The following is a 12,921-nucleotide window of genomic DNA, read 5'->3' on the forward strand; positions in this document are numbered from 1 at the left end:
CCGGTGATTGAGCCTGTCGAAATCCCTGGACCGGGTTTCGACAGGCTCAACCAGCGAGAGCCCGCGAGATGCGAACTACCTCGGCAGGACTGGTTTCGACAGGCTCAACCAGCGAGGCGCAGCGCGCGGCTGATGGTGAAGAACAGGTCCGTCTGGTCGGTGAGCCCGACGACGTTGGCGGCGCCGGGGCCGTAGCCCGCCACGCGGACCTGGGTGCCGGTGTGCTCCTGCGAGCCGCCCTCCTCGGCGGTGCCGTAGGCGACGGTCATCGGCTGGCCCTCGGTGGTGGTGAGGGTGCGCGTGAGGCCGGGGGTGGTCGAGCCGGCCGAGACGATCTGGCTCGAGTGCGCGTGGTCCGCGGAGACGAGCACGAGGGTGTTGCCGTCCTTCTTCGCGAAGTCGAGCGCGGTCTTCACGGCGGCGTCGAAGTCGACCGTCTCGCCGATCTGCGCGCACGGGTTCGCGGCGTGGTCCTGCTTGTCGATGCTGGCGCCCTCGACCTGCAGGAAGAAGCCCTGGTCCTTCCCGTGCCCGTGCCCGTGGCCCTTGCCCTTGCCGTGACCGGAGCGCTGGTCGAGCAGGTCGATGGCCTTGGTGGTCATGGTCTCGAGCGTGGGCACGCTGTCGGCGTGGTCGGGGTTGTCCTCGCAGGTCACGGGGGCCTCGGCGCCGCCGGCGTGGGTGGCCGCCGGGCCGGTCCACACGGTGGGCATGGTGCTGTCGGAGAACAGGCCGAGCAGCGGTGCGTCCTGGTCGGCCGCCTGCACGGCGTCGAGCGAGGCGGCGTCGTCGACCAGCTGGAAGCCCTCGCCCTCCGCGACGTCGAACAGGGTCTTGCCCGTGTTCTCGCCCGCGGTCACGGTGTCCGCGAAGTGCTTCGCGCCGCCGCCGAGGACGACGTCGGGCCGGGTGGCGATCTCCTGCTCGGTGATGGAGCCGGGGCCGCCGTTCTCTACCGCCTCGTCGGGGCAGTCCGCCATGAGCTTCGGCGACGCGCAGCCGCGGTCGGCGACGTGCGACATCTGCACGGCCGGGGTCGCGTCCTGGATCTCCGCCGTCGTGACGTTGCCGGTGCGCAGGCCCTTCGCCTTGGCCAGCTCGAGCAGCGACTCCTGCGGGGCGCCGTCGACGTCGACCGAGATGGCGCCGTTGTACGTCTTGGTGCCGGTGGCCCAGCCGGAGCCGGAGGCCGCCGAGTCGGTGACGTAGTCGGGCTTGCCGCTCTCCTTGTCGAGCGAGTAGGTCGTGTACTGGCCGGTGAGCGGCAGGGCGTCGATGCCCGGCAGCTCGCCGGCGGCGCCGTACTGGTAGTTGCGGGCGACGGTGATCTCCGAGTCGCCCATGCCGTCGCCGATCAGCAGGATGACGTTCTGCGCCTTGCCGGACTTCAGCTGCTTGCGCACCTGCGACGTCTGGTCGCCGTCGACCCGCCGGGCGTCGCCGTGGCCGGTGAGGTCCGTGGTGAGGGCGTAGCTGGTGGCGCCGCCCAGGACGAGCGTGCCGACGAGCGCGGCGGCGAGAGTGGTGCGGCGTGCGGTGGTGCGCACGGGGGCCTCCTTCGGTTCGGGGCGGCGGGAGCCGCCGGGTGAAGGCAAGCGCGCGCGGGTGTCGTGAGGGTGTCGACCGTCTGTTGTCCGGGGAAACAGTGGATGTCGCCCGGTTCGGGGCAGGATGGGCGCGTGGAGTTCCAGGACGTGGTGCGCAGACGGCGGATGGTGCGGCGGTTCACGGACGAGCCCGTGGCCCCCGAGACGGTGGAAAGGCTGGTGCGCAACGCCGTCCGGGCGCCGAGCGCGGGGTTCTCGCAGGGGTGGTCGTTCCTCGTGCTGACCGAGCCGGAGGACCGCGAGCGGTTCTGGACGGCGGCCACCCCGGCGTCGTCCGAGCGGGACATGTCCGCCTGGCTGGCGGGCATGCGCACCGCCCCCGTGCTGGTCGTGGCGCTGTGCTCGCGCGACGCCTACCTGGGGCGGTACGCCGAGCCGGACAAGGGCTGGACCGACCGCGACGAGGCGCGCTGGCCGGTGCCGTACTGGCACGTCGACGCCGGGATGGCGTCGCTGCTCATGCTGCAGACCGCGGTCGACGAGGGCCTCGGGGCGTGCTTCTTCGGCATCTGCGCGGGCGAGATGCCGGCCTTCCGGGACGCGTTCGGCGTGCCCGACGAGTGGGTCCAGACCGGCGTCGTCGCCGTCGGGCACCCCGCGGACGGCGGGGCGAAGGGGTCGCCCACGCGGCGCCGCCGCAAGCCGCTGGAGGAGGTCGTGCACCGCGGGAGCTGGACGCGGGACACGGCCGGCGGTGGTGACCGGCCCTAGGGGCGACCTTCCCGGCGCGGTGCCTCGAGCTGCTCCTGGAGCTCGGCGGGAAGCACGCGCAGGCCGGACAGACCGCCCAGCGGGCTCAGGTCAGCCACCGGCGTGCCGGCCAGGTCCAGGGATCACTCCAGCCACTCGGTGACGAACCGGTCGTGGGCGTGCACGTGCATGGCCTCGTACACCTCGGGACCGATCACGGTGAACTTGTGCGGCGTCTCGGCGGGGGCGACGAGGATCTGGCCGCCGACGGCGACCACCTCGTCGTCGCCCACCCGGAACAGCGCGCGCCCCGAGCGGAGGATGAACGTCTCCGTGTACGGGTGGCGGTGCAGGCGGGGACCGACGCCGTCGCGGTCGAACCGCTCGAACATCACCGACACGGTCGATCCGTGCAGGTAACCCTCGAAGTCAGCGCCCGGCAGCGTGGACTGTTCGATCAGCTCGATGCTCATGCCGGGATGGACCGAGCCTCCGCGGCGAACTGAGCGGTGTCAGGGCAGGGGGAGGTCGAGCCCGCGCCGCAGCCGGTCGCGGACGGCACGCGGCAGCTCGCCCCAGTCGTCGATGGTGTCCAGGTCGACGGCGGTGCCGGGGCGGCGCACGACGACGGGCCGCAGACCCGCGCGCTCGGCCTCGGCGACGTGCGCCGTCCGCGATGCCTCGCCGAAGCGGAACCGGAATGCGGCGGTCGCGGGCAGCACCAGCAGGTTCGTCCCCGCCAGGTGCCGGTCGGTGGCGACGACGACGGGCGGCCGGTGCTGCGCGTCGTCGGGCGCCGGCGCGCCCGCGGCGAGGAGGGCCGCGACGTCGTCGGGGGCCAGCAGCGGCAGGTCGGCGTGCGCGACGAGCAGCCGCGTCGCGCCGCGCTCGAGCGCGGCCTCCCGCCCGACGTCGAGCGCCGCGTTCAGGCCCGGCCGGTCCGCAGGCTGGGGAACCACCCCCACGCTCGGCGCGGCAGTCTGTGTGCGGCGCGGCAGCTCGAACTGCCGGGCCGAGCCCGAGCTGCCGCCGTGACGGAGCGGGTCGAGGGTCTCGTCGACGAACGGCGCGTCGGCGGTGACGACCAGCACGCGCTCGACGCCGTCCGAGGCCAGCAGGACCGCCACGACGTGCCGCGCCAGCGCCGCGACCAGCCGGCGTCGCGCGTCCGGGTCGAGCGACGACGCCAGCCGCGACTTGCCCGAGACGCCGTCGCGCAGCGGCACCAGCGCGACGGCGCCGCCGGCGTGCGTCGTCATCCGAGGGCGAGCAGGTCGCGGGCCAGGCGCTCGCGGCCGGCGGGACCGCCCATGATCGTGTCGGTGACGACGACGTCGAGGCCGAGGTCGCGGATCGGCCCGGCGAGGGCGGCGTCGGCGTCGTCCACCACCATGACGTCCACCAGGTCCGCGTACAGCCGGGCGATGCCCAGGGCCGACACCTCGTGCCCGAGCGTCTCGAGGATCTGCGCCGCCGGGCCCTTGATCGCCTGCCCGCCCACGATCGGGCTCACGGCCACGCGCCGCGCGGGCGAGGCCAGGACGGCGTCGCGCACCCCGGGCACCGCCAGCACGGGTTCCACCGACAGGAACGGGTTGGACGGCGCGACGACCAGCAGGTCCGCGGCCGCGACGGCTTCGAGCACGCCGGGCGCGGGGCGGGCGGCGTCGGCGCCGTCGAGCGCGATGCCGAGCACGGCGTCGGCGTGCTGCCGGTGCACGAAGTACTCCTGGAACGCGACCCGGCCGGACGGCGTGTCGACGAGCGTGCGCAGCCGGTCGTCCGTCACCGGCAGGAGCCGCGCCCGCACGCCCAGCGACGTCGCCAGCCGGTCCGTCACCGCGTGCAGGGGCCGCCCCTCGCGGAGGGCAGCCGTGCGCACGACGTGGGTGGCGAGGTCCCGGTCGCCCAGCGTGAACCACGTGTCCTCGCCGAGCCGGGCCAGCTGGTCGAGGGTCGTGTACGTCTCGTCGGTCAGCCCCCAGCCGCGGGCCTCGTCGTTCAGCCCGGCGAGCGTGTACATGACCGTGTCGAGGTCGGGGGAGACCAGCAGCCCGTGCCGCTCGGTGTCGTCGCCGACGTTGACGACGACGGTCAGGCCGCCGTCCGGGGTCGGCGCGCCGTCGTCGGGCAGCGCCAGGGCGAGGCCGTGCGCCAGGCGGGCGCCGCCGACCCCGCCGGCGAGAAGGGTGACGCGTGTGCTCACCCGACGAGCCTACGGTCCTCCGGCCCCGGTGATTGAGCTTGTCGAAATCCAGCGACTGGGTTTCGACAGGCTCAACCAGCGGCGAGGATGGGGGCTATGGCCGTCTTCGCTTTCTCCGTCGCCCCGCTCGGCGCGGGCGAGTCCGTGGCGGACTCCGTCGCCGCCGCCGTCCGCATCGTCCGCGAGTCCGGGCTCCCCACCCGCACCACCGCGATGTTCACCGAGATCGAGGGGGACTGGGACGAGGTGATGCCGGTGATCCAGCGCGCCACGGAAGCGGTCGGCGCGGGCGGGCACCGGGTGTCGCTGGTGCTCAAGGCGGACATCCGCCCCGGATACACGGGTCAGCTCGACGCGAAGGTCGCGCGCGTCGAGGAGCGGCTCGCCGACGACGGCGGCGCCGGGCACGCGTAGCCCGACGCGCCCCGCGCGAGACCGCCGCGGGCGGCCTGGCGCGCCGACGCGCGCCTGGGAGCCCGCTGTGGTACACGCCACGCGGCGGGGGCCTTAGGCTTGCCCCGGGATCCGGCCGCCCGGGTCGGGTCCGATCCAGGAGTGGTGTGCCATGCCCCTGTTCGAGGTCGATGCCCAGAGGCCCCTCCTCGTCCAGTCCGACCGGTCGCCTGCGGCAAGCGCCCAGGGCGTCGGGACCACCGCCCACCGGGTGGTGGACAGCCACATCGACGGTCTGCTCGGCGAGCAGATCTTCCCGGTGAGCCCCGGCGCCGGCCCGGACGAGCCGCACCTGCTCGCTCTCGACGCGACCGGCTCGCCCGTCGTCGTCGAGCTCGTCGCCGACCTCGACCGCGCCGCCCTCACCCGCGCGCTCGACCACGCCGGCGCCGCCGGCCGGCTGACGCGCGGCGCCCTGGCCGAGCGGTACCACGGCGGGCCGTCGGCGTTCCACCGCGACGTCGCGGCGTTCTACGACAGCGTGCCCATCACCCGATCGCAGCCGGGGCGCAGCAGCGCGCGGCTCATCGTCATCTGCCAGGAGGCGAGCGAGGAGATCCTCAACGCCGTCGACTTCCTGCGCCAGCCCACGATGCCCGTCGAGGTGCTCAAGATGGGCGTCGTGCACAGCGCCGACGGGCGGCGGTTCGTGGACGTCTCGCCGCTCGTGATCCATCCCGCGTCCGCGCCGTCGGCGCCGAGCCTGTCCGCGCCCGCCGCGCCGGCCCCGTCGCGTGACTCCGTCGCCGCCGCCACGGACGACGCCGCGCCCCCGCGCGCCGCGGACCGGCCGGCGGACGTCGACCCGGAGACCTTCGCGGAGGGCGTCGCCGTCGGCCTCGCGCTGGGCGGCAAGATGCCGGCCACCGTGCAGGCACCCCGCGACAAGGCGGACGCTGCACCGCCCTCGCGGACCCGACGTCGGGCCGCGCGCCCCCGGTCCGATGAGGCGGGCCCGTCGGCGGCGGCCCTCCCGGGCGGGCCGCTGCCCGTCCCCGCGGCGCCCGTCCCGCCGCCCCCGCCGGCCCCGGCGCCCGTGCCGAGCCCCGCGCCGGCCGCGGGCGCCGGGCTCGACGAGGACCTCGACATCACCCGCGAGCGGCCGCCGTTCCCGGGCGCCGCCCCGCGCCGCCGCTCGCGCTCGGACCGCTTCTCGTCGCGACCGGAGCTCGACGAGCCGGCGCCGGGCCTCGGCAGCCCGGACCTCGGCCAGGCGTTCGCCGAGGTCGCGGCCCCGGCGTTCGAGCTGCCCGTGCCGGAGCCGCGCTGGTCCGGCGTGGAGGACGACCTGCCCCGCCTGCAGGTGCCGCCGCTCGAGCCCCCGCGCCTGCGCACCCCGCCGGCGGACCCGCTGGAGCCGGGCTGGTCGCCCGCGCCGCACCAGCACGCCTACGACCCGCTGACGTCGCCCGTGCCGCCGGAGCCGGAGCCCGGTCCGTGGGCGCCGCCGGTCACCGCGGGCGACGACGAGGTGGACCCGGACCTCGTCGCCCTGGCCCGCACGCTGGTGCACCCGACGACGATCGTGTGGTCCCGTCCGCGCCGCCGCCAGCACTTCGAGGCGGTGCTGCACCAGGACGGCGCGATCCAGCTCGCCGACGGCTCCCGGTACTGGCACCCCGACCACGCGGCGTCCGCGGCCTCCGGCTCGCCCACCGCCGACGGGTGGAGCGTGTGGCGCCTCGGCGCCGAGGGCCCCACGCTGCTGGACGCCTACCGGCACCGCTTCGCCTGATACCCGGACTCGGTGATTGAGCCTGTCGAAATCCAGTGACCGGGTTTCGACAGGCTCAACCGGCGGTCGTGGGGTGTCGACAGGCTCGACCAGCGGGTCAGGGCAGGACGACGATCTTGCCGGTCTGCTCGCCGGCGGCCAGCCGCGCCAGGCCGTCGCGCACGCGCGCGAGCGGCACCACGGAGTCGATGACCGGGCGCACGCCGGTGCGGGCGACGAACCGGGCGAGGGCGGCCAGGTCGTCCCGCGAGCCCATCGTGACGCCCTGCACGCGGATCTCGTTGAAGAAGACGCGGGTCAGCTCCGCGGGCGGGGCGTCGCCCGACGTCGCGCCGCAGACGACGATCGTGCCGCCGGGCCGCACCGAGCGCACGGAGTGCGCCCAGGTGGCCTGGCCGACGGACTCGATCACCGCGTCCACGCGGTCGGGCACGCGGGCGCCCGTCTCGACGGCGTGCGCGGCGCCCAGCTCCCGGGCGCGCTCCCGGCGCTCGGCGGAGCGGGACGTCGCCGTCACCTCGAGGCCGGCCGCGGCGCCGAGCACGATCGCCGCCGAGGCGACGCCGCCGCCCGCGCCCTGCACGAGCACCCGGTCGCCGGGAGCCAGGCCGGCGGCACCGAACAGCATCCGGTAGGCGGTGAGCCACGCCGTGGGCAGGCAGGCGGCCTCCTCGAACGGGAGGTCGTCGGGGATCGGCACCAGGTTGTGGATCGGCACGGACACACGCTCCGCGAGCGTGCCGGGGTAGTGCTCCGACAGCAGCGTGCGCCGCTCGTTCGGCCCGACGCCGTGCCCGTCGGCGCCGATCACGCCGTGCACCAGCACCTGCGTGCCGTCCGGGGTGGTGCCGGCGGCGTCGGTGCCGAGGATCATCGGGAGCTGCTCGGGGCGCAGGCCCACGCCGCGCAGCGACCACAGGTCGTGGTGGTTGAGCGACGCGGCGTGCACCTGGACGGTGGTCCAGTGCTCCCGCTGCTCCGGTTCGGGCCGCTCACCCACCTCCAGGCCGTCGAGGGGGGAGTCGGGCGAGAAGCGGGCGACGGTGGCGGCGAGCATGCGACCCAACCTACTGGCCGTCCCGCTAGGTTGTGCGGCATGACTGTGGGTGGGGTCGAGGAGGAGCTGGCCGCGGCGCGTGCGGCCGTCGTCGAGCACGCGCAGCGGTCCGCACGGCGGGAGCGCGCGCGCCAGGACCTGGCCGCGGCCGACGAGGCGCTGGCGACGGCGCGCGCGTCGCTCGCGGACGAGACGGCGGACGTCGCGCGGCTGGAGTCGCTGAGCCTCGCGCGGGTGTGGGCGGGCCTGCGGGGCGACCGCACGCGACGGCTCGACGACGAGCGCGCCGAGCAGCAGGCGGCCGAGTACGTGGCCGCGACGGCGCAGGCCCGTCGCGACGCCGCGGAGCGCGAGCTGCGGGCCGCCGACGCCGGGCTGGCCGCGCTCGGCGACGTGCACGCCCGGTGGCGGGCGGCGCTCGCCGCCAAGGAGGAGTGGGTGCGGGGCGCCGGCGGCCCGGCCGCGGCCGAGCTGGCCGCGGTGGCCGAGCAGGTGGGCGGCTGGCGTGCCCAGCAGGTCGAGATCGCCCAGGCGCAGGAGGCGGCCGGCCGGGCCGCCCAGGCGCTGGCCGCGGCCGCCGGCGAGCTGCGCAGCGCCGACGGCTGGTCCACCTACGACACGTTCTTCGACGGTGGCATGATCGCGAGCATGGCGAAGCACGACCGGATGGACCGTGCCGCCGGGCTGTTGCGGGAGGCGGACGGGGCGCTGCGCCACCTCGCCGTCGAGCTGGGCGACCTCGGCGAGCAGGGGGTCGGCGGGGTCGGCGTCGACGGGTTCACCCGCACGCTCGACGTCTGGTTCGACAACATCTTCACGGACTGGTCGGTGCGGAACGGGATCGCCGAGGCGCGCGACCGCGTCGGGGCGGCGGTCCGCGCCGTCGACGGCGTCCGGCAGCGGCTCGCCGAGCGGTCGGCGGCCGCCGACGCGGAGCTCGCGGCGCTCGCCGCCCGCCGGGAGTCCCTCCTGGTGGGCTGACTCGGGGTGGTGCGAGAGTCAGGCCGCGCCGACGTCGAACATCCAGGTGACGCCGTACCGGTCGGTCACCTGGCCGTAGAAGTCGCCCCACGGTGCCTTGTCGAACGGCATCGCGTCGGTGCCGCCCTCGGCGAGCTTGGCGTACGCACCCGCGACGTAGTCGTAGTCCTCCGGCCCGCCGGTGAGCGCGACGGTCACGCCGCGGGTGGGGGCGACGTACGGCATCATCGAGCCGCTGTCGGCGGCCATGAGGGTGAGCCCGTGAGGCGTGTCGAGCTGGCCGTGCATCACGAGGTCCTTGTCGGCCTCGTCGATCGGCATGCCCGCGTCGGCCGGCATCCCGCCGAACGTGCTGATGTCGAGCTCGCCGCCGAGCACCGACCGGTAGAACTCGAGCGCCTCGCGCGCCTGGTTCTTGAAGCTGAGATACGGGTTGAGCCGGACCATGGGGCGCCTCCAGCAGCGTCGCGTCGGAGCGGGCGGGCCGCAGGGTTCCGCGGCCGAGGACCACGCTAGGCAGCGCCGCCCGCACCCGCAGCGCGGTGCCGGCCGCCGCGGCAACTTCACCCGCGGGCGGCCGACCCCGGTGACGACGGCACGGCGCCCCGGCCTATCGTCGTGCTGACGGACGGGAGATCGCGATGCCTACCTTCAGCACGGACAGCGGCGCCGACCCGGAGGGCCGCCGTCCCACGACCGGTCTCGAGGGGGCCACGGCTCTCCTCGTCGGCGCGAACGGACGCATCGGTCACGCGGTCGCCGTCGCCCTCGGGGCGGCGGGCGCCCGCCTCGTCCTGGCCGCGCGCGACGGGGAGCGGCTCGCCGCGTTGCAGGCGGAGCTCGACGCGGCCGGGGTGCCGGCCCGGGCGGTCCCGACCGACGTCACGGACGACGACGCGGTGCGCGCGCTCGTGGAGTTGGCGGCCGGCGAGGGGATGGAGGTCGCCGTCAACAACGCGGGCACCACCCACCGGCCGGCCCCGCTCGGCGCGCTGCCGGTCGAGGACGCGGACCGGGTGCTCGGCGTGACGCTGCGGGGCACCCTCGTCGCGATGCACCACGAGCTGGCCCACCTCCCGGCGGGCGGACGACTGGTGAACGTCGCCTCCACGGCCGGGCTGGCCGGCGCGCCGGGGATGGCCGCCTACGTCGCGGCCAAGCACGGCGTCGTCGGCCTGACGCGCACGGCGGCCCTCGACCACGCCGACCGCGGCATCAGGGTCAACGCGGTGGCGCCGGGCTCGATCGAGTCCGGCGGGCTCGCCACGCAGCCCGACGACGTGCGGGACCGGGTCGGCGCCACCGCCCCGCTCGGGCGGCTGGGCGGCGCCGAGGAGGTCGCCGCCGCCGTCGTGTGGCTGGCCTCCCCGGCGTCCTCGTACACGACGGGCGCCGTCCTCACCGTCGACGGCGGCAAGGGCGCCCGCGGAGCCTGACGCGCCTCAGTCCCGGCGGCGGTCGGCCTCCCGCGGGGCGTCGGCGAGGAAGTCGGCCACGATCGGGCCGAGCTGGTCGAACTCGATGAGGAAGCCGTCGTGGCCGAAGTCGGACGTGACGATCCGCAGCGGCTCCGCGCCGGGCACCCACGCCGCGATGCGGCCGGCCTGCTCCGGCGGGAACAGGCGGTCGGAGTCCACCGCCACGACCAGCGCGCGCGCCGTGATCTGTGACAGCGCCGACTCGACCCCGCCGCGGTCGCGGCCGAGGTCGTGGCTCAGCATCGACTCGGTGAGCACCAGGTAGGAGTTGGCGTCGAACCGGCGCGCGAGCTTGTCGCCGTGGTGGTCGAGGTACGACTGCACGGCGTACCGGCCGTCCTCGAGCGGGTCCTCGCCGCCCTGCGGCAGCCGCCCGAACCGGACGTCGAGCTCCGCCGCCGTCCGGTAGGTGGTGTGCGCGATCTGCCGCGCGATGGCGAGCCCGGCGTCCGGGCCGTCCCCGTCGGCGGCGTCGTAGTAGTCGCCGCCGCGCCAGCGGGGGTCGGCGCGGATCGCGCCGAGCTGCGGGTGCGCCCAGGCGATCTGGTCGCCCGACGTCTGCGCCGTCGTCGCGATGGCGGCGATGCCGTCCACCGCGATCCCGGCCTCGGGGCCGAGCAGCGCCCACTCCAGCACGCGCAGCCCGCCCATCGACGCCCCGACGACGAGCGACCAGCGCTCGACGCCGAGCTGCCGCGCGAGCTCGATCTCCGCGGCCACCTGGTCGCGGGTCGTGATGCGGGGGAAGCGGCCGCCCCAGGGCCGGCCGTCGGGGGCCGTGGACGCCGGGCCGGTGGTGCCCTGGCAGCCGCCCAGCACGTTGGGCGCGACGACGAAGTACCGGTCGGTGTCGATGGGCGCGCCCGGGCCGATCATGTCGGCCCACCAGCCGGCGGTCGGCTGGCCCGGCCCCGCGGGGCCCGCGACGTGTGCGTCGCCGGTGAGCGCGTGCAGCACGAGGACGGCGTTGGAGCCGTCGGGGGCGAGCTCGCCCCACGTCTCGTAGGCCACGCGCACGTCGGGCAGCACGCCGCCCGCCTCGAGCTCGACCGCGCCGACGTCGGCGAACTTCCTGCTGGCCACCGGGTCGCCCTCGCGCCACGCCCCGGTGGCGGGCACCGGCGGCTTGGCCTGGGCCCGCGAGACCGGCGTGGGGCGGACCCGCGGCGCGGTGCCCGAGCTGCGACCGCCGACCGACGGCACGGTGGCGGCGACCCCGCCGCCGCACCGCGCCGACGGGCCGGGCACCGCGGTCACGCGGCGGCCTCGTCGTCCGCCGTCGAGCCCGGTGCCGCGCCCGCGACGACGTCCGCCGCGGCCGCGAAGCCGAGCTCGAGGTCCGCGAGGATGTCCTGGATCCCCTCGAGCCCGACCGCGAGCCGGACCAGCGCCGGCGTCACGCCGGACTGGGCCTGCGCCTCCGGGGTGAGCTGCGAGTGCGTGGTCGACGCGGGGTGGATGACCAGGGACCGCACGTCGCCGATGTTCGCGACGTGCGAGTGCAGCTGCAGCGCCGAGACGAACGCGCGGCCGGCGGCGTTCGCCAGCTCCGGGTCGGCGACGTCGAGCTCGAAGGCGACCACGGCGCCGGCGCCCTTCGGCGCGTACTTCCGCGCGTTCTCGTGCCACGGCGACGACGGCAGGCCGGCGTAGTGCACGAGGCGCACGTCGTCCCGCTGCTCGAGCCACTCGGCCACGTGCTGCGCGTTGGACACGTGCCGCTCGACCCGCAGCGACAGGGTCTCGAGGCCCTGCGCGAGCAGGAACGCGTTGAACGGCGCGACGGCGGGGCCCAGGTCGCGCAGCAGCTGGACGCGCGCCTTGAGCACGAACGCGAGGTTGGCGCCGAGTGCGGAGCCCACGCCGAGGTCACGCGCGTAGACGAGGCCGTGGTAGCTCTCGTCCGGCTGGTTGAAGCCGGGGAAGCGCTCGGGCTGGGCGGCGTAGTCGAAGGTGCCGCCGTCGACGATGACGCCGCCGATGGCCGCGCCGTGGCCGCCGAGGTACTTCGTGGCCGAGTGCACGACGACGTCCGCGCCGTGCTCGATCGGGCGCACCAGGTACGGGGTGGCGATCGTGTTGTCCACGATGAGCGGCACGCCCACCTCGTGGGCGACCGACGCCACGCCGGCGATGTCCAGCACGTCGGCGCGCGGGTTCGGGATGGTCTCGGCGAAGAAGGCCTTGGTGGTCGGCCGGGCCGCCGCGCGCCACGACTCCGGGTCGTGCGGGTCGTCGACGAACGTCGTCTCGATGCCCAGCCGCGGCAGCGTGTGCCGCAGCAGGTTGTAGGTGCCGCCGTAGAGGCTGGGGCTGGCGACGACGTGGTCGCCGGCCTGCGCGACGTTGAGGATCGCGAGGGTCTCGGCGGCCTGCCCGGACGCGACGAGCAGCGCGCCGACGCCGCCCTCGAGGTCGGCGATGCGCGTCTCGACCGCCTCCTGGGTGGGGTTGCCGATGCGCGTGTAGATCGGGCCGAGGTCGGCGAGCGCGAAGCGGTCGGCCGCGACGTCGGCGCTGGGGAACTCGAACGACGTGGTCTGGTAGATCGGCAGCGCGCGGGCCCCGGTGGTGGGGTCGGGGCTCTGGCCGGCGTGGATCTGGCGGGTCTCGAAGGTCCAGCTGGAGGTCATGGCGTGCTCCTGGGTGCTCGGTGTGGGGGCCGGTCGGGCTCGGTCGGCGGTGATCGGGCCGCGGCGGGAACCAGGAGGCCT

The 12,921-nt window shown here is 75.8% G+C and carries 13 protein-coding genes; 5 read left to right on the plus strand and 8 right to left on the minus strand.

Going from position 1 to position 12,921, the window contains the following annotated elements; translation table 11 throughout:
- Positions 1 to 104: 104 nt before the first annotated feature.
- Positions 105 to 1,547 (minus strand): alkaline phosphatase, encoded by a 1,443-nt coding sequence (phoA, locus tag AAG589_RS11665; RefSeq protein WP_430567423.1) that lies wholly within the window; start codon positions 1,545 to 1,547, stop codon positions 105 to 107.
- A gap of 132 nt (positions 1,548 to 1,679) precedes the next feature.
- On the opposite strand from phoA, the gene AAG589_RS11670 reads away from it, so the two are divergent.
- Positions 1,680 to 2,318 (plus strand): nitroreductase family protein, encoded by a 639-nt coding sequence (locus tag AAG589_RS11670; RefSeq protein ID WP_430567424.1) that lies wholly within the window; start codon positions 1,680 to 1,682, stop codon positions 2,316 to 2,318.
- Positions 2,319 to 2,440: 122 nt separating this feature from the next.
- Here the strand turns inward: AAG589_RS11670 and AAG589_RS11675 are convergent, their stop codons facing one another.
- From AAG589_RS11675 to cofD, 3 genes are read right to left on the minus strand one after another with little or no spacing between them, the layout of a single operon-like run.
- Complete coding sequence (locus AAG589_RS11675; protein ID WP_430567425.1) at positions 2,441 to 2,770, minus strand: cupin domain-containing protein; 330 nt, start codon at positions 2,768 to 2,770, stop codon at positions 2,441 to 2,443.
- Between the two features lie 39 nt (positions 2,771 to 2,809).
- A complete protein-coding gene (gene cofC / locus AAG589_RS11680) occupies positions 2,810 to 3,556 on the minus strand; it encodes a 2-phospho-L-lactate guanylyltransferase (RefSeq protein ID WP_430567426.1) in 747 nt (248 codons plus the stop codon).
- A complete protein-coding gene (gene cofD / locus AAG589_RS11685) occupies positions 3,553 to 4,503 on the minus strand; it encodes a 2-phospho-L-lactate transferase (RefSeq protein ID WP_430567427.1) in 951 nt (316 codons plus the stop codon). The genes cofC and cofD overlap by 4 nt, the downstream gene beginning before the upstream one ends.
- Before the next feature lie 96 nt (positions 4,504 to 4,599).
- Here cofD and AAG589_RS11690 point away from each other — a divergent pair, with 96 nt between their 5' ends.
- Entirely contained in the window at positions 4,600 to 4,917 is a 318-nt protein-coding gene (locus tag AAG589_RS11690) for an MTH1187 family thiamine-binding protein (protein WP_416345011.1), read from the plus strand.
- A gap of 151 nt (positions 4,918 to 5,068) precedes the next feature.
- Entirely contained in the window at positions 5,069 to 6,691 is a 1,623-nt protein-coding gene (locus AAG589_RS11695) for a restriction system modified-DNA reader domain-containing protein (protein WP_430567428.1), read from the plus strand.
- A gap of 97 nt (positions 6,692 to 6,788) precedes the next feature.
- Here the strand turns inward: AAG589_RS11695 and AAG589_RS11700 are convergent, their stop codons facing one another.
- Entirely contained in the window at positions 6,789 to 7,748 is a 960-nt protein-coding gene (locus AAG589_RS11700; RefSeq protein ID WP_430567429.1) for a zinc-binding dehydrogenase, read from the minus strand.
- Between the two features lie 39 nt (positions 7,749 to 7,787).
- On the opposite strand from AAG589_RS11700, the gene AAG589_RS11705 reads away from it, so the two are divergent.
- Positions 7,788 to 8,729, plus strand: coding sequence for a hypothetical protein (locus AAG589_RS11705; protein ID WP_430567430.1), 942 nt, complete (start codon positions 7,788 to 7,790; stop codon positions 8,727 to 8,729).
- 18 nt (positions 8,730 to 8,747) lie between these two features.
- Here the strand turns inward: AAG589_RS11705 and AAG589_RS11710 are convergent, their stop codons facing one another.
- On the minus strand, positions 8,748 to 9,176 hold the full coding sequence (locus tag AAG589_RS11710; protein WP_430567431.1) for a VOC family protein: 429 nt from the start codon (positions 9,174 to 9,176) through the stop codon (positions 8,748 to 8,750).
- 194 nt (positions 9,177 to 9,370) lie between these two features.
- On the opposite strand from AAG589_RS11710, the gene AAG589_RS11715 reads away from it, so the two are divergent.
- The gene (locus tag AAG589_RS11715) at positions 9,371 to 10,165 is read left to right on the plus strand and encodes an SDR family NAD(P)-dependent oxidoreductase (RefSeq protein WP_430567432.1); all 795 of its coding nucleotides are present in this window, start codon (positions 9,371 to 9,373) and stop codon (positions 10,163 to 10,165) included.
- 6 nt (positions 10,166 to 10,171) lie between these two features.
- On the opposite strand, the gene metX is transcribed toward AAG589_RS11715, so the two are convergent.
- Positions 10,172 to 11,464 (minus strand): homoserine O-acetyltransferase MetX, encoded by a 1,293-nt coding sequence (gene metX / locus AAG589_RS11720; RefSeq protein ID WP_446719730.1) that lies wholly within the window; start codon positions 11,462 to 11,464, stop codon positions 10,172 to 10,174.
- Positions 11,461 to 12,894, minus strand: a complete 1,434-nt coding sequence (locus AAG589_RS11725; RefSeq protein ID WP_430568015.1) for a bifunctional o-acetylhomoserine/o-acetylserine sulfhydrylase — start codon at positions 12,892 to 12,894, stop codon at positions 11,461 to 11,463. The genes metX and AAG589_RS11725 overlap by 4 nt, the downstream gene beginning before the upstream one ends.
- Between the last annotated feature and the right edge of the window lie 27 nt (positions 12,895 to 12,921).

The sequence above is a fragment of the Isoptericola sp. F-RaC21 genome (assembly GCF_038593535.1).
Classification (GTDB): domain Bacteria; phylum Actinomycetota; class Actinomycetes; order Actinomycetales; family Cellulomonadaceae; genus Isoptericola.